Genomic DNA, 26028 nt, shown 5'->3' with positions numbered 1-26028 from the left:
CGGACAGACCAACGCGAAGACAGCCCAGCAGGGCGTCAGTCAGTGCCCGGGTCACAACCGCCGGAACCCGAGTATCAGCATCAATGTCAGTGCCGTGTGCGACAGTGCCGTCGTGACTGAGATCAACACTCCGGTGCCCGCGCTGTCCGGCCTCGACGCCGTCGACTGGTCCGCGCTGACGCATGCCTACGGCCCGGCCGACGACGTGCCCGGACTGCTGCGCGCCCTGTGCTCTCCGGAGGCGGAACAGCGCCACAAGGCCCTGGACGCGCTGTACGGCAACATCTTCCACCAGGGCAGCCGGTACCCGGCCACCGCCGCCGCGGTGCCGTTCCTGGTCCGGATGGCAGCCGACCCCGCACTGCCCGACCGGGCCGCCTGCCTGGAGTTGCTGGCCGCGCTCGCCATCGGCTACGACGAGGCCCATCTGCCCGGCGGCGTCGCGATCGCCGAGTGGCGGTCCGCCGCCGAGGAGGTCCGCGCCAGGACCCGGAGGCGATACGCGCCGAGTACGACGCCTGGGTCGAGGCGGCGGCCGACGACAAGGAACGGCGGGTGCGGGCGTTCCGCCGCCACATGTACGACCACGACCAGCACCTGGAGGCCATGGCGGCGGAACTGGACGCCTACGACGCGGTGCGCGCGGGGATACCGGCCCTGCTGCCCCTGCTCGGGGACGCGGACGCGGCCGTGCGGGCGGGCGCCGCGTATGTGCCGGCCTGGTTCCCGGAGGCGGCCGGGGAGAGCCTGCCGCGGCTGCTGGCGGTGCTGGACGGGGAGCGCGAGCCGGGGGTCCTGGCCACCGCGCTGGTGACCGCCGGACTGCTCGGCGACGAGGAGAGCGGTCCCGAACTGGCGCTCCGGCTGCGGCCGTTCCTCACCGCCGCCGAGCCGGTGGTGCGCTGGGCGGCGGCCACCGCGCTGGCCCGGCTCGGCGGCCTGGGCGTCGAGGCGGCCGTCACCGCCGACGTGCCGGCCGAACTCGCCGCCGTGGCGGAGGAGCCGGGGCCCGACGCGCCCCGCGTGCCGTTCCACGAGGGGGACCTGCGCGGCTACTCCGCCGCCTCCCTCACCCTGCTCGCCGACCGGTACCCGCGGCAGGCCCTGGACGCGGTGACCGACGGGCTCGCCGCCACCACCGGACCGGCGAGCTTCTCCGTCGCCACCGCCGCCCTGCGCCTCGCCTTCGGCGAACCCGCCCCGGACGGACCCGGCGCCTTCACGGAGCTGACCGAACCCCAGCGCCGCCTGGTCCGGGTCCTCGCCGGACTCGACACGGCCACCTGGCAGTGGGCGAACTTCTGGGAGATCGTCCGCTCCTGGGGCCTGCCCACGCCCCGCGCAGCCCTGCGCGCCTACGCCGGACTGCCCGAGGAGTGACCGTGCGGGGGCGCTCGTATGCGGTGTGCCGATGCGCGGCGTGTGCGTACACGGTGTGCCCGTATGCGGCATGCGCGCACACGGTGTGCTCGTCCGCGATGTGCCCGTACCCGGCCTGCTCAGCTGAACGAGCCGTGCCGCCCCGCCCCCGAGGCGAACCGGGCGGCGCCCTCCGCGCTCTCGGCCAGCACGCCCATCCCGTGGCGGAGTTCACCGAGCAGCCCCTCCTCCTCCGGCAGGCCCTCCTGGTCGAGGACCGAGGCGCGGTCGCTGCGCAGACACGCCTGCGGGAACCGGGCGATCTCCGCGGCCAGCGCCTCCGCCTCGGCGCGGGCGGTGCCGTTCGGCACCACCCGATTGGCGAGCCCCATCGCGTACGCCTCCCGCGCCGGCACCGGACGGCCGGTCAGGACCAGGTCCATGGCCCGGCTCGTCCCGATCAGCCGGGGCAGCCGTACGGTCCCGCCGTCGATCAGCGGCACCCCCCAGCGGCGGCAGAACACGCCGAACACCGCGTCCTCCTCGGCCACCCGCAGATCGCACCACAGCGCGAGTTCCAGGCCGCCCGCCACCGCGTGCCCGGCGACCGCCGCGATCACCGGTTTGGTCAGCCGCAGCCGGGTCGGACCCATCGGCCCGTCGCCGTCCTCGGCCACCCGGTTGCCCCGCTCGGTGCCGATCGCCTTCAGATCGGCCCCCGCGCAGAACGTGCCGCCCTCACCCCACAACACCGCCACCCGCGCGTTCTCGTCCGCCTCGAACTCCCTGAACGCGGCGACGAGTCCGGCGGCCGTCGGCCCGTCCACGGCGTTGCGGGCCGCGGGCCGGGACAGGACGACGGTGGTGACGTACTCCTCGCGCTCCACACGGACCGGCACGGCGGGCACTCCCTCTCCAGACGGCTGGGAGGGCCACTCTGCCTCAGATGACCTTCAGCCGCACCAGCGCCCCCAGCGTCACCGCCCCCGGCAGCAACGGCGCCCACACCGTGATGATCCGGTAGGCCAGCACCACCGCCGTGGCCGGCGCCGCCGGACCGCCCACCGCGACCAGGGCCACGATCAGCGCGGCCTCGACCGAACCGAGGCCGCCCGGCGTGGGCACCAGGGCCACCGCGACCGTCGCCGCGAGATAGGCGAGCGCCATATGGGCGGCCGGCACCGGCAGCCGCAACGCCTGGCCGACCGCGGCGAGCCCGGCCGCCTGGAGCGCCGGGAATGCCAGCGAACCGCCCCACAGGGCCAGGGCGCGCACCGGCCGGGTGTGCACGGAGCGCGCCTCGGCCACGGCCTCCCGTACGAACGCGGCGACCCGGACGCGCAGCGGCCGTACCAGCGCCCCGGCGGCCACCACCGCCACCAGCAGCCCGGCCGCGCCCAGCAGCAGCGGCAGCGTCGAACCGTCCGGCAGCAGCGGGCCGAGCCGCAGCGCGTCGGGGAAGGCGAACAGCAGGGCGGCCAGCAGACCGAGCCGGCCCGCGCTCTCCGCGAGCAGATACAGGGCGAGCGCGGCCGTGGAGCGGGCCGGCGGCACCCCGCACACGGTCATGAAGCGCAGATTCACCGCGCCCGCGCCGAGCCCGGTGGGCAGCAGATGGTTGGCCGAGGCCGCCGCGAACTGGGTGGCCAGCAACCGCCCCTTGGGCAGCGCCTGCACCACCGCGCCCTGCCGGGTGACGGCCGCCGCCACCCAGGTCAGACAGGTGGCACCGGCCGCCGCGAGCAGCCAGGGCCAGGACGCGGTGCGCAACTGCCCGGCGCCCGCGGCGAGCAGCGAGCGATTGCGCACGGCGGCCACGGCGACCAGCGCGAGCGGCAGCAGGCACAGCACCTGGCGGACGGGCACGCGACGGGGCAGGCCACGGGGGAATCGGGCCCGAGTGAGCGGGGGAGTGGGGACGGCAGTCACATCCGCAGAGGGTCGCGGTGCCGCCCCAACGGCGGATGGCATCGCCGGGGACGGCGGCTTACAGGCAGTGGTCGGCGGAGTCATGCGGCCGTCCCATTCATCGGGAGCGCCCCGAAAGCCGGACCCCGGAGATCCGGGCCCCCGGTTCCCGGACGCCGGTGCGGGTGAAAAGTGTCGGACCTTGACCTCAACGAAGCTTGAGGTTCTACGTTCTCCTCATGAGCATGGAGACCACCGCATGGACGCAGCTGCACAGCGTGATGAACGCGCAGGCCGACCGCCGTCCGCTCGCCCGCGCCACACTGCGCCGCATCGCCGCCTTCGCCCGCCCGCACCGCGCCGGCATCGTCCGCTTCGTCCTGCTCGGGGTGGTGACCGCCCTGCTCGCCGTGGCGACTCCCGTGCTCGCCGGACGGGTCGTCGACGCCATCGTGTCCGGGCACGACTCCGGGACCGTGGTCCGCCTGTCCCTGCTGATCGCCCTCGTCGCGCTCGCGGAGGCCGGCCTCGGCATCCTCGGCCGGCGCCTGTCGTCCACGCTCGGCGAGGGACTCATCCTCGACCTCAGAACGGCCGTGTTCGACCACGTGCAGCGCATGCCCGTCGCCTTCTTCACCCGGACCCGCACGGGAGCGCTGGTCAGCCGGCTCAACAACGATGTGATCGGCGCCCAGCGGGCCTTCGCCAACACCCTCTCCGGCGTGGTGACCAACCTGGTCACCCTGCTGCTCACGCTCGCCGTGATGCTCACCCTGTCCTGGCAGATCACCCTGCTCGCCCTCGTACTGCTGCCCGTCTTCGTGCTGCCCGCGCGCCGGATGGGCAGCCGGATGGCCCGGATGCAGCGGGAGGCGGCGGCGCTGAACGCGGCCATGGGCACCCGGATGACCGAGCGGTTCTCGGCGCCCGGCGCCACCCTGGTCAAGCTGTTCGGCCGCCCCGAGGAGGAGTCGGCGGAGTTCGCCGCCCGCGCGGCCCGCGTCCGGGACATCGGGGTGCGCACGGCCACCGCCCAGTCGGTGTTCATCACCTCCCTCACCCTGGTCTCCGCGCTCGCCCTCGCCCTCGTCTACGGCCTCGGCGGCTGGTTCGCGCTGCGCGGCACCCTGGAGGCCGGCGCGGTCGTCTCGCTGGCCCTGCTGCTGACCCGCCTGTACGCCCCGCTCACCTCGCTCGCCGGGGCACGGGTGGAGGTGATGAGCGCGCTGGTCAGCTTCGAACGGGTCTTCGAAGTGCTCGATCTGAAGCCGCTGATCGAGGAGAAGCCGGACGCGACCGAGGTGCCCGAGGGCCCGGTGGCCGTCGAGTTCGACGCCGTCCGCTTCGCCTACCCGGCCGCCGACCAGGTCTCCCTCGCCTCCCTGGAGGAGGTCGCCGCCCTCGACACGCGCGGCGGCACCGAGGTCCTGCACGGCATCTCCTTCCGCGCCGAACCCGGCCAGACCATCGCCCTGGTCGGCTCCTCCGGCGCCGGGAAGTCCACCATCGCGCAGCTGCTGCCCCGGCTGTACGACGTCGACGCGGGCGCCGTCCGGGTGGGCGGGGTTGACGTGCGCGACGTGACGGCGGCCTCGCTGCGGGCCACGCTCGGCATGGTCACCCAGGACGGCCACCTCTTCCACGACACGGTCCGCGCCAACCTGCTGCTCGCCCGGCCCGACGCCACCGACGAGGAACTGTGGGACGCCCTCGGCCGCGCCCGCCTCGCCGAGGTCGTAAGGTCCCTGCCCGACGGCCTCGACACGGTCGTCGGCGAGCGCGGCTACCGGCTGTCCGGCGGCGAACGCCAGCGGATGACGATCGCCCGGCTGCTGCTGGCCCGCCAGCGCGTCGTCATCCTCGACGAGGCCACCGCCCACCTGGACAACACCTCCGAGGCCACCGTCCAGGAGGCCCTCACCGAGGCACTGGAGGGCCGCACCGCCGTGGTCATCGCCCACCGCCTGTCGACCGTCCGCGCCGCCGACCAGATCCTCGTGATCGAGTCCGGCCGGATCGCGGAACGGGGCACGCACGAGGAACTGCTGGCGGCGGCCGGGCGGTACGCGGAGCTGTACCGGACCCAGTTCGCGCAGGGGGACGGGGCCGGGGCGGCGGTGGCCGCGCGGACGCAGGTGGAGGTGGAGGCGGTCTGACCCGGCGTCCGCTCCGGGCCCGAGGGTGAAACCCCCCGGCTGGCAGGGGAGATGGAAGGGGGGTTTTCCCCAGCGACGGCGGCCGCGGCCCGTGGTTAGAGTTCTGTGCAGACAGAGCGGACCGAGAGCGGACCGAGAGGCGGGAAGGGGGACACCGATGCCGTACCGATCCATAGGCACACCGATACCGGCACCGGCACCGGGGCCCCGCGGGACGCGCTGACAGAGCGTGCCCTGACGCGGCGACCGACGTGCCCCGTACCGGTGAGGCCCTGCCCCCCGCCCCACGTGTGAGCCCCGCGAAGCTGGATACGCGGAGCGCACGGCACCACGGTCCGTCCGGAAGGCCCCTCTGCCATGACCAGCGAAAACGCGCCCGCTCCGGGCTCGGAGATCACCCTGAGGGTGAACGGCAAGCCGCACACCCTGTACGTCGACCACCGCCGCGTCCTCCTGGACCTGCTCCGCGAGGACCTGGGACTCACCGGCGCCAAGAAGGGCTGCGACCACGGCCAGTGCGGGGCCTGCACCGTGCTGGCCGGAGGGCGCAGGCTCAACAGCTGCCTGCTGCTGGCGGTGACCCTCGACGGCGCCGAGGTCACCACCGTCGAGGGCCTGGGCGGCGACGGCGAGGAACCGCACCCGCTCCAGCGCGCCTTCCTCGACCGCGACGCCTTCCAGTGCGGCTACTGCACGCCGGGCCAGCTCTGCTCCGCCGCCGGCATGCTCGCCGAGGCCGCGGCCGGCCACCCCTCCCACGTCACCGACCCCGCCGCCCCCTCCGGCCGCCCCGTCACGCTGGACCGGACCGAGATCCGCGAGCGGATGAGCGGCAACCTGTGCCGCTGCGGCGCCTATCCGGGCATCGTCGCGGCAGTGGAGGACGTGATCCGGTGAACGGCTTCGGATACCTCAGGCCCACCACGCTCCAGGAAGCCGCCGAGGCGTACGCCGCCCACCCCGGCGCCCGCTATCTGGCCGGCGGCACCAACCTGGTCGACCTGATGAAGCTCGGCGTCGAACACCCCGCCTTCCTCGTCGACGTCGGCGCCCTGCCCCTGGACGGCATCGAGGAACTGCCCGACGGCTCCCTGCGGGCCGGTGCCACCGTCCGCAACAGCGACCTCGCCGCCGACCCGCGCGTCCGCGACCGCTACCCGGCGCTCTCCCAAGCCCTCCTCGCCGGCGCCTCCGGCCAGCTCCGCAACGCCGCCACCACCGGCGGCAACCTCCTCCAGCGCACCCGCTGCCCCTACTTCCAGGACCTGGACAAACCCTGCAACAAGCGCGAGCCGGGCAGCGGCTGCGGCGCCCTGGCGGGCGTCCACCGCGACCACGCGGTCCTCGGCTGGTCCGAGCAGTGCGTCGCCACCCACCCCTCCGACATGGCCGTCGCCCTCGCCGCCCTGGACGCGCAGGTCGAGCTGTACGGCACCGACGGCACCCGCAGCATGCCGGTGGCCGACTTCCACCGGCTGCCCGGCGAACACCCGGAGCGGGACACGGAGATCCGCCCCGGCGAGATCATCACCGGCGTGCTCCTGCCGGCCGCCACCGCCGGGCTCCCCTCCGCCTACCGCAAGGCCAGGGACCGCGCGTCGTACGCCTTCGCGCTCGCCTCCGTGGCCGCCGTACTGCGGCTCGCGGACGGCGTGATCGAACAGGTGGGTCTCGCCTTCGGCGGGCTCGCGCACAAGCCCTGGCGGGCCCGCCGCGCCGAGGAGGCCCTGCGCGGCGCCGCCCCCACCCCGGCCGCCCTGGAACGCGCCGTCGACCTCGAACTGGCCGCCGCCCGGCCCCTGGGCGAGAACGCCTACAAGGTGCCCCTCGCCCGCAACCTCGCCCTCGACGTCCTCGGCCGCCTCACCCCGGCCCCCGCCGTGGCCTGACCGCCCCCACCGGTGACAGGAGGATTCATGGCACCCCACCAGGTGACACACCAGGTGACAGGAGCACCCGTGCCCCCCACCGAGACCGTCCTCGGCGCGCCCGCCGAGCGCCTGGAGGGGCGGCAGAAGGTCACCGGCGCCGCCCGCTACGCCGCCGAGCACCCGCTGCCCGGCCGCGCCCACGCCTGGCCGGTGCCCGCCGCCGTGGTGCGCGGCCGGGTCGCCGAGGTGGACAGCTCGGCCGCCCGCGCCCTGCCCGGCGTCCTCGCCGTCCTCACTCCCGGCGACGCGCCCAGGGTCGCCGCACCCGAGGACGCCACCCTCGCCGTCCTCCAGGACCCGCACGTCCCGCACCGGGGCTGGTGCGTCGCCCTCGTCGTGGCCGAAACCCTGGAGACGGCGCGGGCCGCCGCCCGGCTGGTGCGCGTGCGCTACGACAGCGAGCCGTACGACATCGCACTGACCGAGGACCACCCGCGGGCCTACGAACCGGACGAGGCCAACGCCGGACTGCCCGGCCGCGTCGAGTACGGCGACCCCGAGGCCGCCCTCGCCGCGTCGGGGACCGCCGTCGACGTCTCCTACCGGGTGCCGCCGCTGCACAACCACCCCATGGAGCCGCACGCGACCACGGCCCACTGGGACGACGACCGGCTCACGGTGTACACCTCAAGCCAGGGCGGTACCACCGCCCGCGGTGTGCTCGCCCAGATGTTCCAGCTGCCCGAGGATCACGTCACCGTGGTCAGCGAACACGTCGGCGGCGGCTTCGGCTCCAAGGGCACCCCGCGCCCCGACCTGATCCTCGCCGCGATGGCCGCCCTGCGCACCGCCCGCCCGGTCACCCTCGCCTACCCCCGCCGCTACCTGCCCACCGTCGTCGGCCACCGCGCCCCCACCCTGCACCGGCTGCGCCTCGCCGCCGACCCGGACGGCCGGCTGACCGCGCTGGTGCACGAGGTCACCACCCACACCTCACGGGTGAAGGAGTTCGTGGAACAGGCCGCCGTGCCCGCCCGCGTCATGTACGCCACGCCGAACCTGCGCACCGCCCACCGCGTCGTCGCCCTGGACGTGCCGACCCCCTCCTGGATGCGGGCCCCCGGCGAGTCGCCCGGTATGTACGCCCTGGAGTCCGCCGTGGACGAACTCGCCGAGGCGCTCGGCATGGACCCGGTCCAGCTGCGCATCCGCAACGAGCCGGAGCGCGAACCCGGCAGCGGCAAGCCGTTCAGCAGCCGGCACCTGGTGCAGTGCCTGCGCGAGGGGGCCCGCCGGTTCGGCTGGGCGGACCGCGATCCGCGCCCCGGCGCCCGCCGCGAGGGGCCCTGGCTGCTCGGCACCGGCGTCGCCGCCGCCACCTACCCGGCCTCCGCGGTCCCGGCCACCGCCACCGCCCGCGCCCTGCCCGACGGCACCTTCACCGTGCGGATCAACGCGACCGACATCGGCACCGGGGCGCGTACCGTCCTCGCCCAGATCGCCGCCGACACCCTCGCCACCACCCTGGAGCGGGTACGCATCGAGATCGGGCACAGCGACCTGCCCCCGGCCTGGCTGGCCGGCGGCTCCACCGGCACCGCCTCCTGGGGCTGGGCCGTACACGACGCCTGCGCCGACCTCGCCGACCGGCTCGCCGTCCGCGAGGGGCCGCTGCCCGCCGGCGGCCTCGAAGCCCACGCCGATACCGCGGGCCGCGCCGACGCCGAAGTCCCCTACGCCCGGCACGCGTTCGGCGCCCACTTCGCCGAGGTCGCCGTGGACAGCGTCACCGGCGAGACGCGGGTGCGCCGGCTGCTCGGCGTCTTCGCCGCCGGGCACATCCTCAACGCCCGTACCGCGCGCTCCCAGTTCACCGGCGCCATGATCATGGGCCTGGGCATGGCCCTCACCGAGAACAGCACCCTGGACCCCGCGTTCGGCGACTTCCCCGAGTGCGACCTCGCCTCCTACCACGTGCCCGCGAACGCCGACGTGCCCGACATCGAGGCACACTGGATCGACGAGGACGACACCCACCTCAACCCCATGGGCAGCAAGGGCATCGGCGAGATCGGCATCGTCGGCACCGCCGCCGCCATCGGCAACGCCGTCCACCACGCCACCGGCGTCCGCTGCCGCGAACTGCCCCTCACCCCCGACCGGATCCTCGCCGGCCTGCCGGCCGCGGGGTGACGATCCGGCCAGGGGTCGAACTCCGGGCCGAAGCTGTGTAAGTTCACCTGCGTTGTCGTTGTGCTGTGTTGCTGGAGGTGTGTGGGCTGTGCTGATGACCGGCAAGGTGCTGCGTTTCGACGAGGTCCGCGGATACGGGTTCATCGCCCCGTCCGAACCGGGCGAGGATGTCTTCATGCACGCGAACGACCTGCTGGACGAGAAATACCTCTACCACGAGGGCAGCGAGGTCGAGTTCCACATGGAGATGGGCGAGAAGGGCCCGAAGGCCTCCCAGATCCGGCTGGTCTACCAGCCCTCCTCGCACCGCCTGCCCAACCGCCCGGTCTTCTCCGACGGTTCGGCCGCCGCGCGCCCCGCCGCCGCGCCGTCCGGTGAGAGCACCGGCGCGGGCCGCTTCCGCACCGAACTGACCGAGGTCCTGGTCACCTCGGTCGACTCCCTCACGGCCGCGCAGATCCGCCAGGTCAGGGAGCGTGTCGTCGAACTGGTCCGGGAAAAGGGCTGGTTGACCGCCTGACCGCCTGACCTCCTCCGCCTGACCGGGTGCGGCGGGTGCCTCGGCCGGACCGGCGGAGCACCCGCCCGCCCGACTCCCCGTCCCCGGCCCCTGGAGCACACCGTGACGACAGCCTGCCCGACCGGCGACCCGTGGGTGCGCCGCTTCCACCCCGCCCGGCAGGACTCCGGCCGGCTGGTGTGCTTCCCGCACGCCGGCGGCTCGGCGAGCTTCTACTTCCCGTTCTCCGCCGCCCTGCGCGACGCGGCCGACGTGGTCGCGGTGCAGTATCCGGGACGGCAGGACCGGCACGCGGAGAAGGGCATCGAGACCATCGCGGAGCTCGCGGACCGCGCCCATGAGGCGCTCCAGCCGTACGCCGACCGCCCGTTGACCTTCTTCGGGCACAGCATGGGGGCGATCGTCGCCTTCGAGGTCGCCCGCCGCTTCGAACGCGACGGGGAGGGCCCCGTCCACCTCTTCGCCTCCGGGCGCCGCGCCCCGTCCGCCTCAGCGGGCGAGAACGTGCACCAGCGGGATGATAAGGGCCTCATCGCCGAGCTGCGCCGGCTCAGCGGCACGGACGACCGGCTGCTGGACGACGAGGAGATCCTGCGCATGGTCCTCCCGGCCCTGCGCAGCGACTACACCGCCATCGAGACCTATCGCGCCACGCCCTCCACCGTCATCGCCGCCCCCATCACCGCCCTCACCGGCGACGCGGACCCCCGCGTCAGCCCCCGGGAGGCGCACGCCTGGCGCGGCCACACCACCGGCCCCTTCGACCTGGAGGTCTTTCCGGGCGGCCACTTCTACCTCTCCGACCGGGTCACCGAGATCGCCGCGCTCCTGCGCACCCGGCTGACGGCCCCGGACCCCCGCTGACCAGGGCCAGAAGAACAAAGCCCTGAAGCACAAAGCCTTGCCGATCAGAGTCTCAGCATCAGGTGCCGCGGCCCCCGCAGCATCGCGTTCTGCCGGTACGGCGGCGGGTCCTCGACCAGTTCCGCCGTGGCCAGCCGGGGCAGCAGCGCGGCGAGCGCGGACCGGGCCTCCAGGCGGGCGAGCGGGGCGCCGTAGCAGAGGTGGATGCCGGAGCCGAAGCCGAGGTGCTGGTTGTCGGAGCGGGCCGGGTCGAAGCGGTCGGGGTCGGTGAAGCGGCGCGGGTCGCGGTTGCCCGAGGCCAGGGCCAGGATGACGGAGGAGCCGCGCGGGAGCGTGGTGCCGGCGATGTCGAAGTCGGCGAGGGGGATGCGCTCGCGCATGTGTACCGGGGGTTCGAAGCGCAGCAGTTCCTCCACCGCCCCCGGCAGCAGCTCCGGTTCGCGGCGCAGCCGGTCCAGCTCCTCGGGATGGCGCAGCAGGGTCAGCACCCCGTTGGCGATGAGGTTGACCGTCGTCTCGTGTCCGGCGATCAGCAACAGCACCGCCGTCTCGGCAAGTTCCTCGCGGGTGAGCCGCAGCTCGGGGTCGGGTTCGCTGACGAACGCGGACAGGAGGTCGTCGCCCGGACGGTCGCGCCGCTGCTCGGCCAGGCCCACCAGATAGCCGCCCATCTCCTGGCGGGCCCGCTCCGCCTCGTCGCGCGGTGCCGAGCTCGCGTCCGGCCGTACGTCGGCGGACGCCACCAGCGTGTCCGACCAGGCGCGGAACAGCGGTTCGTCCTCGTGCGGCACGCCGAGCAGCCGGCAGATCACCGTGACCGGCAGCGGATAGGCGAACTCGTCCACGACATCGACCTGCCCGCCGGACTCGAACGGCGCCAGCAGTTCCTTGGTGATGTTCTCGATCTCGGCGCGCATCCCGTCCGCCCGGTGCGGCGTGTGCGGCGGGCCGAACGGCCGCATGGCCAGCGTGCGCAGCCGGTGGTGCTCCGGGTCGTCCAGGCGCAGGAACGGCGGCTTGGCGGTCACCAGGCCGCGGGTGCGCGGGTCGGCGCTCATCCGGGGATCGTGCAGCAGCGCGGCGACCTCGTGGTAGCCGCCGACCAGCAGGCTGCCGTCGGACTGCGGCACCACGGCGCCGGCCTCGCGCAACTGGGCGTACAGGGGGTAGGGGTCGGGGCGGCTGGCGTAGTCGGTGATCCTGGCCAGCAGGGTGCCGGAGTCCATGGCGGCTCCTCGAAGTGGGCGTGGGCGGCGGGCCGCCGCCGGTTCATACGACCGTCAGCCGGCGGTCCGGGAGATAGCCGGTCAGCGCGACCGTCGGGCCGTGGGACAGCACCGACGGGTCCGGTACGTCGGACGGGACCGGGATCTCGGCCGCGATGGCCCGGTCGGCGGCGCCCGCCGGGGGCGGGAACGGCGCGCCGGTCTCGATCAGGTGCTGGTAGTAGTCGAGCGACTTGGCCATGTCGACGGTGACCGCGGCGGTGACCCGGCCCCGGTAGCCGTAGACCATGGCGAGCCGGCGCGCCTCCAGCGAGCCCTGCGCGATGACCACGTGGTCGGAGTAGGTGGGCACCCCCACCGACTTGATGTTGAGCCCGAACTGCGTCGACCAGAACGTCGGCAGCGCCAGGTGCGGGCGGCGCAGCGGACCGGGGCTGACCATGTTGTGGGCGGCCACCTCGGCCTGGACGACCGCGTTGCCCCAGTGCTCCAGGGACAGCAGCTGGTAGCCGAAGAGGGGGTGCGGGAAGCGGGAGACGTCGCCGGCCACGAAGACGTCGTCGGTGACGATGCCGTACATGGTGAAGGCCCGGCAGCCGGCGTCGCAGGCCAGCCCGCGCGGTCCCGCCGCCAGCCCGGACTCCTCCAGCCACTCCACATTGCGCACCGCGCCGAGCGCCACCACGCACACGTCCGCGTCCACCCGGCTGCCGTCGGACAGCTCCACGCCGGTGAAGGTCTCCTCGCCGAGCAGCCTGGTCACCGTCACCCCGGTGCGCAGGTCCACGCCGTGGTTGCGCTGCATCACGGCCGCGAGCTTGGACAGGGTGCCGCCGAGCGCGCCGACCAGGGGGGCGGGGCCGCGTTCGGTGACCGTGACCTCCAGACCGCGTTCCCGGCAGGCCGAGGCGATCTCGGAGCCGGTGAACCCGCCGCCGATGACCAGCACCCGCCGCGGCCCGGCGTCCAGCCGGGCCGCGAGCCCGGCGGCGTCCTCGCGGGTGCGCACGGTGAACACACCGTCCAGCGCGGCCTCCTCCGGGTTCGGCCAGGGTCGGGCGCGGGTCCCGGTGGCGATCAGCACCCGGTCGTACGGCAGCGACTCGCCGCCCTCCAGCAGGACCCGCTTGCCCAGCGGGTCCAGGCCCGTGGCCCTCACCCCGAGCAGCCACTCCGCCTTGGGGTCGTGGCGCATCGGCAGCCCGGTGGAGTCGGCGGGCGCGACGCCGAGCAGCACCTGCTTGGACAGCGGTGGCCGGTCGTACGGCGGGTGGGGTTCGTCCCCGACCACCGTCAGGGAGCCGGTGAAGCCCTGGTCGCGCAGTGCCTCCGCGGCCCGCAGCCCGGCCAGCGAGGCGCCCACGACGACGATCCGGCCGTCCGTGAGGTCATCGGGCACCGCCGCTCACCTCTTCCCCGAGGAGAATGGCCTGCACCGGACAGGCCGCCGCGGCCTGGCGCACCCGTTCGACCTGATCGTCGGGGACGGCCGGGGCGTACAGCAGCGCTTCCTCGCCGTGCAGCCGGAACACGTCCGGCGCGAGGAACACGCACTGTGCGTAGCCCTGGCAGCGCGTGAGGTCGACAACGGTCTGCATCGCAACCACTTCCTCCTCCGCCGTACCACCCCCTCGTGTCCAGCATGGGGGGAACGCGGGGCGCCCGCACGGCGGCCGGTGGACGGACGCGTCAACGCCCGTGGGACCAGCGTTGCTTGACGAATCCGGACGAACGCCGACAGGTCCGCGTGCCCGCGGGGAATCCGCGCGGAAATACTGGTCCAACCAGTTGACCACTGTACGAACCGCGTCCACTCTGATCGCCATGACCGAGGGACACATACGGCGCGAGGCGGTCTCCGACCAGCTTTTCGCCCTGTTGCGCGACAGGATTCTCGGCGGGGCGCTGCCGGCCGGCAGCGCGCTCACCGCCGAGCGGGAACTGGCGGCCGAGTTCGGGGTGAACCGGCATGCCGTACGGGAGGCCGTCAAACGCCTCCAGCAGGCCCGGCTGGTCGAGGTCAGCCATGGCGGCCGTACCCGGGTGCTGGACTGGCGGCGCACCGCCGGGCTGGAACTCGCGGTGGGCATCGCGGCGGCCGACAGCGGGCCCAGCGTGCGGGACATCGCCCGTGACGCCCTGGAGATGCGGGCGTGCATCGGCGCCGACGCCGCCCGGCTGTGCGCGCTGCGCTGCTCCGCGCGGGCCGCCGCCGAGATCACCGCGGCCGTCGAGGCGCACGCGCAGGCCGGGCCGGATCTGACCGAGCTGGACGAGACGTACGTCGCCTGGTGGCGGCTGATCGTGGAGGGGTCCGGCAACATCGCCTATCTGCTGGCCTTCAACAGCCTGGTCGGCGGCATGATCCCGGTCGCCGGAGTGCCCGCCGACCTGGAGGCCGGCGAAATCCTCGACGTCGAGGCCCACCGGCGCCTCGCCGGGCACATCACGGCGCGCGAGGCCGGCGCGGCCGAGCGGCTGGCCCGTGAGCTGCTGTCGCGCAGCGTGCCCGCCGCGCCGCGCACCCGGAAGGGGGCCCGCCCGTGATCCCCACCGTGGTCTACGCGATCCCGGCGTTCGTGCTGCTGGTGGTCGTGGAGGCGCTGTCGTACCGCTTCCTGCCGGACGACGACGAGCGCGGGTACGAGCTGCGTGACACCGTCACCAGCATGTCCATGGGCGCGGGCAGCCAGGTCATCGCGGTGCCCTGGAAGGTCGCGACGATCGTGGTCTACGCCGCCGCGTACACCGCCGCCCCCTGGCATCTGCCGGCGTCGTCCGGCTGGACCTGGCTGCTGCTGTTCTTCGGCGACGACCTGGCCTACTACGCCTACCACCGGGCCCACCACCGGGTACGGGTGCTGTGGGCGAGCCATGTGGTGCACCACTCCAGCCTCCACTACAACCTGTCCACCGCGCTGCGCCAGACCTGGACGCCGATGACCGGGCTGCCGTTCTGGCTGCCGCTGGCGCTGCTCGGCGTGCCGCCGTGGATGATCCTGGTCGAGCAGGCGGTCAGCCTCGCCTACCAGTTCTTCCTGCACACCGAGCGGGTGGACAAGCTGTGGCGGCCGGTGGAGTGGTTCTTCAACACGCCCTCGCACCACCGCGTCCACCACGGCTCCAACCAGGTGTACCTGGACCGCAATTACGGCGGCATCCTCATCGTCTGGGACCGGATCTTCCGCACGTTCGAGCCGGAGGGGGAGCGGGTGGTGTACGGGCTGACGAAGAACATCGGCACGTACAACCTGGTGCGGGTGGCCTTCCACGAGTACGCGGCCGCCTGGCGCGATGTCCGCGCGGCGGCGCGGTGGCGGGACCGGGTGGGGTATGTGTTCGGGCCGCCGGGATGGTCACCGCGCGTCAGTCGATGAGATGATGATCGTCAAGTCGAACCGGAGGTGCGGGGGTAGAAGTGGCCGGATCGGTCCCGTGCCGTGTCGTCGTGTGCCGTGACTGCTGCTGCGGCAGCCCGAAGGTGACGGGCGTCGACCACGCGGCACAGACCGCCCGGCTGGAGGCGGAGGTGCCCGTGCGCATCTCCGACTGCCTCGACGTCTGCGACCACGCCAACGTCATCGTCGTCCAGCCCTCCACCACCGGCCGCGCCGCCGGCGCCCGGCCGGTGTGGCTGGGCCTCGTCAACGACCCGGACGCGACCGAGGACATCATCGACTGGGTACGGGCCGGGGGACCGGGCGTGGCGCCGCTGCCGGAGATCCTCGGGCTGTACGCCTTCACGCCGCCGGGGCGGGCGGCGAACCCCTGAGGACAGGTGGCGGCGCGGCGACCGGGGTGCGGGGGTACGGCGGGCAGGCGCACCGGCCCGCCGGGTACGGCCCTGAGAGGATCGTCGGTGACCCTCGCGTCCACCGGATCCTGGAAGGAACGAACGAGATCATGCGCGTCATCGTGGCCCGCGGCCTGACGGAGGTCCCCGGATGAGCAACGGCACGGAGGAACCCGTCCTCCTCGGCGTCACCGGCCGGGCCGCCCGCATCACCCTCAACCGGCCCAGGGCCCTCAACGCCCTCACCCACGAGATGGTCACCCGCATCGACGCCGCGCTGACCGACTGGGAGCACGACCCCGCCGTGCGGACCGTCGTCATCACCGGCGCCGGGGAGCGCGGACTGTGCGCGGGCGGCGACATCCGCGCCATCCACGACGACGCCCGGTACGGCGACGGCACCGCCTCGGAGGCGTTCTGGCGGGACGAGTACCACCTCAACGCCCGTATCGCCCGCTACCCCAAGCCGTACGTCGCCCTCATGGACGGCATCGTGATGGGCGGCGGGGTCGGCGTCTCCGCACACGGCGGCGTCCGCGTCGTCACCGAGCGCTCACGGATCGCCATGCCGGAGACCGGGATCGGCTTCATCCCGGACGTCGGCGGCACCTACCTGCTCTCCCGCGCCCCCGGCGAGCTGGGCACCCACCTCGCCCTGACGGGGGATCAGATCGGCGCGGGTGACGCCCTGTTGTGCGGACTGGCCGACCACTACGTGCCGTCCGCCGCGCTGGACGCCCTGCTGGACGACCTCGCCCGGATGCCGGTGCCCGACGCCCTCGCCCGGCACGAACGGCCGTTCCCTCGCGGGGAGTTGGCCGAGCAGCGGGAGTGGATCGACGCCTGCTACGGCGCCGGCACGGTCGAGGAGATCGTCGAGCGGCTGTTCGCGCACGGCGGCACGGCGGCGAAGCAGGCGGCCGAGACCCTGCTGGCCAGGTCGCCCACCGCCCTCAAGGTCGCCCTGGCCGCCGTCCGCCGCGCCGGGCGGCTCGGCTCCCTGGAGGAAGTCCTCGACCAGGAGTACCGCGTCTCCTGCGCCGGGCTGAGGAGCCCCGACCTGGTGGAGGGCGTCCGTGCTCAGATCATCGACAAGGACCGCGACCCGCACTGGTCACCGGCGACCCTGGCCGAGGTCACCGACGCCGACGTGGAACGCTTCTTCGCCCCGCTCGGCGACCGCGAACTCGGGCTCGCGGCGCCCGTGACCTGAGTCGTCACCTCCCCCCGCCGAGCAGCGGACCGGACCAGCCGGTGGCGCCGGTCAGCTCCTCGCTGGCGGCCCACAGCCGAGCGGCGACGGCCGGGTCGGCCATGTGGGGCGGGACGGGCTCACACCGCGGCAGCCCCCGCAGCCCGAAGACCCGCGGCCCCCACAGCTGCCCGCCCGCCACCTCCGGGTCGAGGACGGCACGGACGACGGGCCATGCCCCCGCCTCCTTCCCCTGCACCAGGAGAGCGCAGGGCAGGGCGCGAAGCCGCCGGCCGGGGGCCGCCCCGTGGACCGGCGGGCGGGGCGGGGTGAGGGAGTCCAGCGCGCCGCCGGGTGGGCCACCACACTGAGCACCGTGCTGCCGGCGGCACGCAGCCGGCGGTCGAGCTCGAAGCCGAAGGACATCTGCGCCAGCTTCGACCGGCCGTAGGCGCGCTTGGGCCGGTAGTCCCGGACCGACTGGAGGTCGCCGAGGTCGAGTCGCTCGGACCGCGCCGCGAAGCTGCCCACCGTCACGACACGGCCCGCCGGCGCCGCGGACAGCAGCGGAGCGAGCCACCGGGTCAGCGCGAAGTGGCCGAGGTGGTTGGTGCCGAACATCAGCTCGTGGCCGTCCCCGGTCTCCTGGCGCGGCGGGTCGTCGAGCGCGACCCCCGCGTTGTGGACCACCGCGTCGAGATGACCGAGGTCCAGCCGGTCCACGGCCGTCTTCAGGGACGAGGGATCGGCGAGATCCAGCCGGAGGTGCCGCACCCGCGCGCCGGGAACGCGCGAACGGATCGAGGCCATGGCGGCCTCCCCTTTCGCGCGGTCCCGGCTGCCGATGACGACGACGGCGCCGGTGCCGGCGAGCTGCTCCGCGGTGAAGTAGCCGATCCCGGCGTTTCCCCCGGTGACCAGGATGTTCCTGCCCTCGGCGGACGGCGGTCGGCGAACATCCCACGTCCGGCCCCGAGTTGTGGACGACATGATGGCAGGCTCCTTGCGCTCCGAGGTGGCGTGCTCATGAGGAGCACTCCGACGCGTCCAAGCTCGCAGCCCCCGCCGACATACCGCCGACAGATCACCCTCGCCGCCCACAGATCCCCTACGCGGACACCCGCGCCGGCTCCGGACGGTCAGGACCCGGTCAGCTCCGCGCGGACCGTACGCGCGGCGGCGACCAGGTTCTCCAGGGAGGCGCGGGTCTCCGGCCAGCCGCGGGTCTTCAGACCGCAGTCGGGGTTGACCCACAGCCGCTCCGCCGGGATGGCCCCGAGCCCCGTGCGCAGCAGGGCGACCGTCTCGCCTGCGCTCGGGACGCGCGGGGAGTGGATGTCGTAGACGCCGAGATCGTCGATGGCCCCCACGATGTTCCCAGGCCAGATATCCGGGCCGGTCGGCGGCGCGCAGCGGCAGCGTCTCCCGCAGCGCGGGCTCGTCCGCCTGGATCACCGAAGTCCCCGCCCGCTCAAGGTCGTTCACCTCGTCCCGCGGGGCGAGCGCCACCTGCCGCGCGGTGTCGGCGAGGGGCTGGTCGTCGCGGACGAAGGACCAGGCGAGTCCGCCCGCCTCTGACGCACAGGCGAGCGTCACCGGCCGGATATCGTCACCGGCCGGCGAAGCGGGCGCGGCCCCCGGCCGATCACTGCGCGTGCAGCGCCCACCTGCTGCCGTCGACGGACTCCGACCCCGGCAGCGCGATGAGTTCGGGTTTGAACAGCGGCGGCGCGCCCATCGCGGGCTCCCAGGTCGCCAGCTTCTCGTCCTGGGGGACCTCGATGCGGCGGCCCTTGGCGAGATCGGTGACGACCCGCACCAGCAACCGCACGCCGAGCGGTGCGAGATGCTCGCGCCACAGGGACTCCGCGGTCGAGCCCGGCGGCACGAACAGGTGCTCCTGCGCGGCGATCGGGCCCCCGTCGGTGCGCTCGGTGAGGTGGTAGACGCTGCCGCCCGTCACCTTGTCGCCGTCGCGGATCGTCCACCGGATCGCGTCCCGCCCGCGGTGCAGCGGCAGCAGACTGGGGTGGTAGCCGATGGCCGCGACGGCGGCGCGGGCGCGCGTCTGGCGGCCGATGAAGGCGTGCGAGTGCGCGGCGACGATCAGGTCCACCCCGTCCGGGACATGCCTCGCGCGCAGCTCGGCCGAATCCGTCCAGGGGACGCTCCTCGGATACGCCCACGCCCGCAGCCGGTCCCAGGACAGCGCGCTCGCCTCGTCGCTGTGCCCCTTGCGCAGCCGGGGGGCGGCCACGCCCGCGATCCGGTGCCCTTCCTCCTCCAGGGCGTCCGCGACCTGCACCGCGAACGCCCCCTGTCCCGAAAGGTAGATGTTCACTTCGTTGCCGCCTCTTTCATCGAGCGGGGGTCGGGCCGGAACCGCACCGGCAGCGTGGAGAACCCGGTCAGGAAGTTCGACCGGATGCGCAGCGCCTCGCCGGTCTGCTCGAAGCCGGTGGTGAAGTCCCGTAGCGCCATGAGCAGTTCGGCGATCTCCACCCTGGCCAGGTAGGAGCCGAGGCAGAAGTGCGGGCCGTAGCCGAAGGCCAGATGCTTGTTGGGGGCCCGGCCGAGGTCGAACTCGCCGGGGCGGTCGAAGACCCGCTCGTCCCGGTTGCCGGAGGCGTGCCAGAGCGTGACGATCTCGCCGGGGCGCAGCCGGACCCCGTGCACCTCGGTCTCGCGGACCACGGTGCGTCCGAAGTGCAGGGTGGGGGACGCCCAGCGCAGCACCTCGTCCACGGCGGTGTCGATCGCGACCTCGCCCTCCGCGAGCCGCCGCCACTGTCCGGGATGCCGCGCGAGGGTGCGCACACCGTCGATCATCGTCAGCCGGCTGGTCTCGTCGCCGCCGATGATCAGGCTGTAGCAGTTGAGCACGATGTCCTCGTCGGACAGCGGCACTCCGTCGATCGAGCTCGCCACCAGCATGCTGATCACATCGTCGCCCGGCGTCGCCCGCCGCTCCTCGACCATGTCCATGAAGTACAGCAGGATCTCGTTGCGGGCCATCTCCGAGTCGACCTCGTCGGCATCCGCGCTGTCGGCCGACAGCGCCGCCTTGGTCAGGGTGAGCAGATAGTCCCGGTCCCGCTCGGGCACGCCGAGCAGGCTGGAGATGGTGGTCATCGGGATACGGCCGGCGATCTCCTCGGCGAAGTCGCAGCCGCCCCGCTCGACCGCCTCGCGGATCAGCCGCCGGGTGTTGGCCCGCACCGCCGCCGCGACCTCGCCGAGCACCCGCGGCGAGAGCACCCGCTGGAGGATCTTGCGCAGCTCGTGGTGGCGGTGCCCGTCGGTGACGGCCAGCATCCGCCCGGCCCCCGCGTCACCGCCGCCCAGCAGCGTGACCAGCACATTGCCGCGCTCGGAGGTGAGATGCAGGTCGTCCCGGTAGGCGGCCATGATGTCGTCGTGGCGGGAGAGCACCCAGAACCCGCGACGGCCGCCCCTCGGGGGGTTCCAGTGCACCGGGGCGGTGTCCCGCAGGGTGCGCCAGAACCCGTCGAGGTCGTGCTCCGCGAAGGTGTCCGGATCGCCCAGGTCCACGGTGTCCACGTCGCCCAGGGCCACGCTGTCCGGTGCCGCGGTGACCACGATGCCGGGTGCCGGAGTGCCCGCGGTGTCCGGTGCCGGAGTGCCCGCGGTGTCCGGTGCCGGGCTGCCCACGGTCACCACTCCGTGCGCCAGAACCGGCGCGGCTGGAACGGGTAGGTGGGCAGCGGCACGCGGTGGCTCGCCTCCCCCTGGTGGAGCGCGCCGAAGTCCACCCGGTGGCCGTTCACCCAGGCGGCGGCGAGCGCGGACAGCGCCCGGTCGTCGTCCGGGGCGGCCGGTACGATCCCGTCCTCGCCCCGCGGCAGGGACTCCGCGTCCACCCGCGGCGCGGCACCGGTCGCGACGGCCGGACCGCCCGCGGAGCCGGCGGACAGCGCCTCGATCAGCTCCTCGCGGCTGCGCACCACGGCCGCCCACCGGCGGTCCATCGCCCGGCGGCCCAGGTTGAGGCTGAAGCACACGTCGTCGAGGCGCAGAGCGGGGTCGGCCAGCAGCCGGTCCCGCAGCCGGGCGCGCTGCCGGGCCAGCGCCTCGTCGTCCAGCGCGGACAGGGTGGCGAGGCGCGGCCTGCCGACGGCCTCGGGGGCGCGCCCCGCGGGGGCCGGGGCCTCTTCGAGCACCAGGTGCCCGTTGTAGCCGCCGCCACCGATCGCGGTGATGCCCGCGCGCCGGATGCCAGCCTCGGGCTCCCAGTCCGCGGACTCCAGTTGCGGCACGAACGGGGTGCTGGGGAAGTCGATCTCCGGGTCGGCGTCCGTCAGGTTGATCGTCGGCACCAGTGTCCGGTGGTACAGCGCCATCGTGGCCTTCAGGGCGCCGAAGCCGCCCGCCACCACCCCGCCGTGCCCGACGTTGCCCTTGACCCCGCCGATCGAGCAGGTGCCGGTCTGCTTGCCGAACGCCATGCTCACGGCGTGCACTTCGAGCTGGTCGGTGATCGGCAGCCCGAGCCCGTTGGCCTCGTACATCGACACGGTGTCCGGGGTGACGCCGCCGACCTGCATGGCGGCCGCGATGCACGCGCTGAGCCGCTCGGGCTGCGCCAGACCGTAGGCCATCGCGCTGACGCCGTTGTTGTTGATGGCCGAGCCCTTGACCACCGCGTAGACGTGGTCCCGGTCGGCGACGGCCTGGCCGAGCGGCTTGAGCAGCATGGTGACGACCCCGCTGGACAGCGCCGCGCCGGTGCCGTTCGCGTCGAACGGGCGGCAGTGGCCGTCCCGCGACAGGATGCGGCCCTCCTCCCACAGATGCCCGCGCGGGTGCGGCAGCCGTACCATCGCACCGCCGGCGATCGCCATGTCGGTCTGGCCCAGCAGCAGCGACTGGCAGGCCAGATGCACCGCGTAGTGGAAGCCGGCGCAGGCGGTGGTGACGGTGACGGCCTCACCGGTCAGCCCGATGTAGTACAGCGCGTTGGACGTCATGGTGTCCGGCGACCACGCCAGGCCGTGCTCGATGGCCTCGGGACCGACCGACACCCGGTCCGGCGGAGTGCCGTAAAGCGCCGCCGTCTGCGGGTTGTTGGCGCCGTAGATCCCTACCTCGCCCGGTATCCGGTCCGGGTCGTACCCGCCGTCCTCCAGCGCCTCCCAGGCGCTCTCCACGAACAGCCGGTTCTCCGGGGTCATCGCGGCCGCCATGCGGTCGCTGATGCCGAACACCGAAGGATCGAAGGCGTCGTACCCGTCGAGCGTGCCGCAAGCCCGCACGTAGTACGGGTTGTTGATCAGGGTCTCGTCGACCTTGATCTCGTCCTTCTCCAGGAACCGCACGGACTCCCTGCCGTGCAGGAGGTTGTCCCAGAACTGCTCCTTGGTGCGGGCACCGGGCGCCTTGCACGCGAGGCCGATGACGGCCACGTCGCCCGGATCGTAGTCCTGCTCGGGACGTTCGGACATGAGGGGCTCCTGCTCAAGTGGAGTTGAAGAAAAGCTGAGTTACCGGTGTCGCGGGTCGCTCAGTTGCCGGTGGCGGAGGCGCGGCCGCGCAGTGCGGCGCGGCGGACGGCGGCGCGGCGGCGGGCCGACTCGACCACCTCGGGGACGGCGTCGCCGTCCTCGTCGAGCCAGCGGCCCAGGGAGTGGATGTCGCGGAAGCGGAAGAGATCGGGCACCCGGACGCGGCGGTCGAAGCGCCGGGTCATCAGCCGGGCCAGCCGCACCAGCAGCAGCGAGTCGCCGCCGAGGTCGTAGAAGGCGGCCCGGACGTCGATGCCCGCCGGGTCCAGGCCGAGCAACTGGCCCCAGATCTCCGCCAGCGCCACCTCCGTCGGCGTGCCCGCGGCCGTCACGGGCCCGGCGTCGGCGGCCGGCGGTTCGGGCAGCGCGGCGCGGTCGAGCTTCCCGCCCGGTGTCAGCGGCAGCTCGTCCAGGACCACGATCGCCTGCGGCACCATGTACTCGGGCAGCTCGGCCGCGAGCTTGCCGGTGACGGCGGCCTGGAGCCCCGCGTCCAGCCGGGCGCCGCCCCCGGCCGGGCCCTCGGTCACGACGTAGCCGACGAGCCTGCGGCCCCGTACGACGGCCGCGGCCTCCCGGACCTCCGGGCAGCCGGTCAGCCGGGCCTCGACCTCCTCCAGCTCGATGCGGTGGCCGCGCACCTTGACCTGGTTGTCGGTTCGGCCGACGAACTCCAGTTCGCCGCCGTCGGTCGCCACGACGACATCGCCGGTACGGTACATGCGCCCGCCGCCCGCGAACGGGTCCGGCAGAAACCGTTCGGCGGTGGCCTCGGGCCGGTTGAGATAGCCGTGCGCGACGCCCGCGCCGCCGAGGTACAGCTCACCGGGGACACCGGCCGGCACCGGCTCGCGGTTCTCGTCCAGTACGTAGAGCCGGGCACCGGCCGCCGGCGCGCCGATCGTGGGCTCGCCGGTCCCGTCCCTCGGCACCGGACCCAGCGTGCAGAACACGGTCCCCTCGGTGGGGCCGTAGGCGTTGAAGACCTCGGCGCCGGTCTCCGCGTACACCCGGTCCACCAGCTTGCGGCGCAGCGGCTCGCCGCCGAACACGACCGTGCGCAGGTTCGGCGGCAGCCCGCCCGCGTCCAGCAGGGCGTTCGTCACCGACGGGATGGCGTGCAGCAGGGTGACCTTGTCCGCGTACGGGCTCTCCGGCAGGTGGACGGTGCTCTCCACCAGCACGAGGGCGGCGCCCCGGCTCAGCGCTGGGAAGATCTCCATCACGGACATGTCGAAGCAGATCGAGCTGGCCGCGGAGACCCCGCCGAGGTCCCGGTCGCCGAGGACCCGGTCCCAGGCGGACAGCATGGCCGCGCAGCCGCCGTGCCGGATCGCCACGCCCTTGGGCCGGCCGGTGGAGCCGGAGGTGTAGATCACGTAGGCGGTGTCCTCGGGCACGACCGGTACGGGCTTCTCGCCGGGCTCGGTCGTCACGGCCGCGTCCAGCACGACCAGGGTCGGGCCCGCCGGGCAGGACGCGCGGGAAGCGGGCGTGGTCAGCAGCAGGTTCGTGCCGCTGTCGCGGACCATGAGGTCCAGCCGCTCGGCCGGGTACCTCGGGTCCAGCGGCACGTAGCAGGACCCGGCGCGCAGGACGGCCAGGATGCCGACCACGAGGTCGGGTGTGCGCTCGACACAGACGCCGACCGGGACTCCGGGCCCCGCGCCCTCGGCGCCCAGCCGTTCCGCCAACGCCCGTGATCGCTCGTCCAGTTCGCGGTAGGTCAGCACGCCGGCGTCGGAGTAGACCGCGGTGGCGTCCGGGGTCCGCTCGGCCTGGGCGACGAACCTGGTGTGCAGGGTCTGGGTCACTGGTCCGTCTCCTTGAGGCGGTCGGCCGGCGCGATGGCGTCGAGTGGCAGTCCGGGATGGGCGATCGAGTCGAAAAGCACGGTGCGGTAGAGCGCGAGCAGTGCCGTCACGGTCCGCTTCTCCAGGTAGCTCGGTTTGTACTGGACGTGGCCGACCACCTCGCCGCCGATCTCGGCCATCGAGATCTCCAGGTCGAACTTGGCGAGGTGCCTGCGTACCGGCAGCGGCTCCAGGGGCAGCGCGCCCTGCGGCGCGATGGTGTCGCCGATGCCGTGAAAGAGCTTCACGGAGCGGGGAAATGCGTCCGCGGAGAGCCAGTTGAGGACCACGTCGAACCACGGCGAGCGGCCCTCGGCGCGCGGGGGTTTCAGTTCGGCCGCCAGCAGGTCGAGCGGGTAGTTCATGTGCTCCAGCAGGCCGAGCGAGAAGGCGTGCACCTCGCGCAGCAGCTCCCTGAAGGCGCGGTCACCGGCCGGTTTCGCCCGCACCAGCACCGTGTTCAGGTAGTAGCCGATCGCGGACTCCCAGCCGGGCTCGCCGCGTTGGGCGATGGCGGTGGCGAGCACGGAGTCCTCGACGCCGGCCGCGCGGTTGAGCGTCGCGAAGAATCCGGCCAGCACCACGGTGCTCACCGACACCCCTTCGCGGACCGCGAACTCCCGCAGCGTCCGGCTCTCTTCGGCGCTCCAGCGGAAGGTGAGGTCGCGGCCCTCGTAGGTGACACCGGGCGGGCGCTCCACGGGGGACAGGTCGAGGTGGGCCGGCGGGTCGGCGAGCCGGCGCGACCACCAGTCCAGCGCCGCCTCGGCCGCCGGACCGGCCAGCCACTGCCGCTCCCACTCCACGAACTCGGTGTACGGCGAGACCGGTTCACAGTCGTCGGGGTCAACCCCCTCGTAGAACTGCTGGAGTTCGCGGATCATTACATCGGCCGAGGCCGCGTCCGAGGCTATGTGGTGGACGAGGACCAGCAGATAGTGGTCGGCCGGACCCCGCCGCATCAGGACGACGCGCACCAGCGGCCCGTTGTCCAGGTCCAGCGGCATATGGCCGTACACGGCGAGTTCCTCGCGGGCCTGCTCGTCGTCGAGGTGGGTGCTGTCCGCGACGAGGAATTCGTACTCCGGCTCGTCGAGGATCACCTGGTACGGGCTGCCGCCCGCCTCCGCGAAGATCGTGCGCAGCGCGGGATGCCGCCGCATCACGGCCCGTACGGCGCGCTCCAGCGCGGGCGCGTCGACCTCGGTGCGGACGCGGGCGGCCACCATGAAGTTGTACGGCACGGCGTCCGGCGCGATCTGCTGCATGAACCACAGCGAGGCTTGCCCGTGCGACGCCGGAGCCAGCTGGAACCCCAGTCCTTCGGCGCGGAGTTGATCGAGGGCGGGGGCGTCGGTGGGGTCGAGGAGACCGCGCCCGGCGAGTTCGTCCAGGAGTTCCTCGGCGTCCAGTTCGGAGAGGGCGTCGAGGGGGGTGCGCGGTGGGGTGGGGGTGGGATGAGGGGGCGGGAGCGGAGCGGGCGGGGCCTGTACGAGGGGCGCCGCCGCGTGCGGGACGTGTGCGGGCACACCCGGCGTGACCGGCACCGCCTTGGTCGCCGCACCCGCGTC

Annotated in this window: 21 protein-coding genes and 3 pseudogenes; 12 read left to right on the top strand and 12 right to left on the bottom strand. The window is 73.8% G+C overall.

Going from position 1 to position 26028, the window contains the following annotated elements; all coding sequences use genetic code 11:
* Positions 1-453: 453 nt before the first annotated feature.
* Entirely contained in the window at positions 454-1380 is a 927-nt protein-coding gene (locus AC069R_RS25395; protein WP_478769115.1) for a serine/threonine-protein kinase, read from the top strand.
* Positions 1381-1499: 119 nt separating this feature from the next.
* On the opposite strand, the gene AC069R_RS25390 is transcribed toward AC069R_RS25395, so the two are convergent.
* Together AC069R_RS25390 and AC069R_RS25385 are read right to left on the bottom strand one after the other, a co-directional pair.
* The gene (locus AC069R_RS25390; protein WP_478769114.1) at positions 1500-2258 is read right to left on the bottom strand and encodes a crotonase/enoyl-CoA hydratase family protein; all 759 of its coding nucleotides are present in this window, start codon (positions 2256-2258) and stop codon (positions 1500-1502) included.
* A 43-nt stretch (positions 2259-2301) separates the two neighbouring features.
* Positions 2302-3330: a lysylphosphatidylglycerol synthase transmembrane domain-containing protein gene (locus AC069R_RS25385; RefSeq protein WP_478769113.1), complete on the bottom strand. Its 1029-nt coding sequence runs from the start codon at positions 3328-3330 to the stop codon at positions 2302-2304.
* 182 nt (positions 3331-3512) lie between these two features.
* Between AC069R_RS25385 and AC069R_RS25380 the strand changes: the two genes are divergently transcribed.
* The 6 genes from AC069R_RS25380 (at position 3513) to AC069R_RS25355 (ending at position 10871) form a co-directional block, all read left to right on the top strand.
* Positions 3513-5423: an ABC transporter ATP-binding protein gene (locus AC069R_RS25380; RefSeq protein WP_478769120.1), complete on the top strand. Its 1911-nt coding sequence runs from the start codon at positions 3513-3515 to the stop codon at positions 5421-5423.
* Between the two features lie 357 nt (positions 5424-5780).
* Entirely contained in the window at positions 5781-6320 is a 540-nt protein-coding gene (locus AC069R_RS25375) for a (2Fe-2S)-binding protein (RefSeq protein WP_478769112.1), read from the top strand.
* Positions 6317-7312 carry an FAD binding domain-containing protein gene (locus AC069R_RS25370; RefSeq protein ID WP_478769111.1) on the top strand — a complete coding sequence of 332 codons (996 nt, stop codon included), beginning with the start codon at positions 6317-6319 and terminating at the stop codon, positions 7310-7312. Before AC069R_RS25375 ends, AC069R_RS25370 begins: the two co-directional genes overlap by 4 nt.
* Positions 7313-7381: 69 nt before the next feature.
* Positions 7382-9487: a xanthine dehydrogenase family protein molybdopterin-binding subunit gene (locus AC069R_RS25365; RefSeq protein ID WP_478769110.1), complete on the top strand. Its 2106-nt coding sequence runs from the start codon at positions 7382-7384 to the stop codon at positions 9485-9487.
* A gap of 94 nt (positions 9488-9581) precedes the next feature.
* Complete coding sequence (locus tag AC069R_RS25360) at positions 9582-10007, top strand: cold shock domain-containing protein (protein WP_478769109.1); 426 nt, start codon at positions 9582-9584, stop codon at positions 10005-10007.
* Positions 10008-10109: 102 nt separating this feature from the next.
* Entirely contained in the window at positions 10110-10871 is a 762-nt protein-coding gene (locus AC069R_RS25355) for a thioesterase II family protein (protein ID WP_478769108.1), read from the top strand.
* 44 nt (positions 10872-10915) lie between these two features.
* Here AC069R_RS25355 and AC069R_RS25350 read toward each other — a convergent pair whose 3' ends face one another.
* Genes AC069R_RS25350 through AC069R_RS25340 form a run of 3 tightly spaced genes read right to left on the bottom strand, consistent with a single transcriptional unit; the run spans position 10916 to position 13695 of the window.
* Entirely contained in the window at positions 10916-12097 is a 1182-nt protein-coding gene (locus AC069R_RS25350) for a cytochrome P450 (protein WP_478769107.1), read from the bottom strand.
* A 43-nt stretch (positions 12098-12140) separates the two neighbouring features.
* Positions 12141-13496 (bottom strand): NAD(P)/FAD-dependent oxidoreductase, encoded by a 1356-nt coding sequence (locus AC069R_RS25345; protein WP_478769106.1) that lies wholly within the window; start codon positions 13494-13496, stop codon positions 12141-12143.
* The gene (locus AC069R_RS25340) at positions 13486-13695 is read right to left on the bottom strand and encodes a ferredoxin (protein WP_478769105.1); all 210 of its coding nucleotides are present in this window, start codon (positions 13693-13695) and stop codon (positions 13486-13488) included. Before AC069R_RS25340 ends, AC069R_RS25345 begins: the two co-directional genes overlap by 11 nt.
* Positions 13696-13921: 226 nt before the next feature.
* Between AC069R_RS25340 and AC069R_RS25335 the strand changes: the two genes are divergently transcribed.
* The 5 genes and pseudogenes from AC069R_RS25335 to AC069R_RS25315 all read left to right on the top strand — a co-directional run bounded on the left by AC069R_RS25335 (position 13922) and on the right by AC069R_RS25315 (position 17103).
* Positions 13922-14644, top strand: coding sequence for a FadR/GntR family transcriptional regulator (locus AC069R_RS25335; RefSeq protein ID WP_478769104.1), 723 nt, complete (start codon positions 13922-13924; stop codon positions 14642-14644).
* Positions 14641-15474, top strand: coding sequence for a sterol desaturase family protein (locus tag AC069R_RS25330; protein WP_478769103.1), 834 nt, complete (start codon positions 14641-14643; stop codon positions 15472-15474). Before AC069R_RS25335 ends, AC069R_RS25330 begins: the two co-directional genes overlap by 4 nt.
* Positions 15475-15515: 41 nt before the next feature.
* Positions 15516-15869: a hypothetical protein gene (locus tag AC069R_RS25325; protein WP_478769102.1), complete on the top strand. Its 354-nt coding sequence runs from the start codon at positions 15516-15518 to the stop codon at positions 15867-15869.
* Positions 15870-15934: 65 nt separating this feature from the next.
* Positions 15935-16045, top strand: a pseudogene (locus tag AC069R_RS25320) (acyl-CoA dehydrogenase family protein); the annotation flags it as partial.
* Positions 16042-17103, top strand: a complete 1062-nt coding sequence (locus AC069R_RS25315; protein ID WP_478769101.1) for an enoyl-CoA hydratase/isomerase family protein — start codon at positions 16042-16044, stop codon at positions 17101-17103. The pseudogene AC069R_RS25320 and the gene AC069R_RS25315, both read left to right, overlap by 4 nt.
* A gap of 4 nt (positions 17104-17107) precedes the next feature.
* Here AC069R_RS25315 and AC069R_RS25310 read toward each other — a convergent pair.
* From AC069R_RS25310 to AC069R_RS25280, 7 genes and pseudogenes are all read right to left on the bottom strand, one after another.
* Positions 17108-18072 (bottom strand): annotated as a pseudogene (locus tag AC069R_RS25310) (SDR family NAD(P)-dependent oxidoreductase).
* 149 nt (positions 18073-18221) lie between these two features.
* A pseudogene (locus AC069R_RS25305) lies at positions 18222-18645 on the bottom strand (5-methyltetrahydropteroyltriglutamate--homocysteine S-methyltransferase); the annotation flags it as partial.
* 82 nt (positions 18646-18727) lie between these two features.
* Positions 18728-19423, bottom strand: coding sequence for a formyltransferase family protein (locus tag AC069R_RS25300; protein ID WP_478769100.1), 696 nt, complete (start codon positions 19421-19423; stop codon positions 18728-18730).
* A complete protein-coding gene (locus AC069R_RS25295; RefSeq protein WP_478769119.1) occupies positions 19420-20658 on the bottom strand; it encodes a cytochrome P450 in 1239 nt (412 codons plus the stop codon). The genes AC069R_RS25300 and AC069R_RS25295 overlap by 4 nt, the downstream gene beginning before the upstream one ends.
* A gap of 98 nt (positions 20659-20756) precedes the next feature.
* Positions 20757-22544, bottom strand: a complete 1788-nt coding sequence (locus tag AC069R_RS25290) for a beta-ketoacyl synthase N-terminal-like domain-containing protein (protein ID WP_478769099.1) — start codon at positions 22542-22544, stop codon at positions 20757-20759.
* A gap of 59 nt (positions 22545-22603) precedes the next feature.
* The gene (locus tag AC069R_RS25285) at positions 22604-24418 is read right to left on the bottom strand and encodes a non-ribosomal peptide synthetase (protein ID WP_478769098.1); all 1815 of its coding nucleotides are present in this window, start codon (positions 24416-24418) and stop codon (positions 22604-22606) included.
* Positions 24415-26028 (bottom strand): condensation domain-containing protein (locus tag AC069R_RS25280; RefSeq protein ID WP_478769097.1); only part of this gene is annotated, 1614 nt, incomplete at its 5' end. The genes AC069R_RS25285 and AC069R_RS25280, both read right to left, overlap by 4 nt.

Source organism: Streptomyces sp. NPDC043952 (assembly GCF_056435325.1).
The sequence above is the reverse complement of the archived record's forward strand: the minus strand, read 5'-3'. Positions and strand labels throughout refer to the sequence as shown.

Excerpts from the sequence above, each read along its gene's own strand:
- AC069R_RS25380 (WP_478769120.1), top strand. The coding sequence starts at position 3,513 with ATGGAGACCACCGCATGGACGCAGCTGCACAGCGTGATGAACGCGCAG.
- AC069R_RS25290 (WP_478769099.1), bottom strand. The coding sequence starts at position 22,544 with ATGTCCGAACGTCCCGAGCAGGACTACGATCCGGGCGACGTGGCCGTC.
- AC069R_RS25315 (WP_478769101.1), top strand. The coding sequence starts at position 16,042 with ATGAGCAACGGCACGGAGGAACCCGTCCTCCTCGGCGTCACCGGCCGG.
- AC069R_RS25335 (WP_478769104.1), top strand. The coding sequence starts at position 13,922 with ATGACCGAGGGACACATACGGCGCGAGGCGGTCTCCGACCAGCTTTTC.
- AC069R_RS25385 (WP_478769113.1), bottom strand. The coding sequence starts at position 3,330 with ATGCCATCCGCCGTTGGGGCGGCACCGCGACCCTCTGCGGATGTGACT.
- AC069R_RS25340 (WP_478769105.1), bottom strand. The coding sequence starts at position 13,695 with ATGCAGACCGTTGTCGACCTCACGCGCTGCCAGGGCTACGCACAGTGC.
- AC069R_RS25375 (WP_478769112.1), top strand. The coding sequence starts at position 5,781 with ATGACCAGCGAAAACGCGCCCGCTCCGGGCTCGGAGATCACCCTGAGG.
- AC069R_RS25350 (WP_478769107.1), bottom strand. The coding sequence starts at position 12,097 with ATGGACTCCGGCACCCTGCTGGCCAGGATCACCGACTACGCCAGCCGC.
- AC069R_RS25360 (WP_478769109.1), top strand. The coding sequence starts at position 9,582 with ATGACCGGCAAGGTGCTGCGTTTCGACGAGGTCCGCGGATACGGGTTC.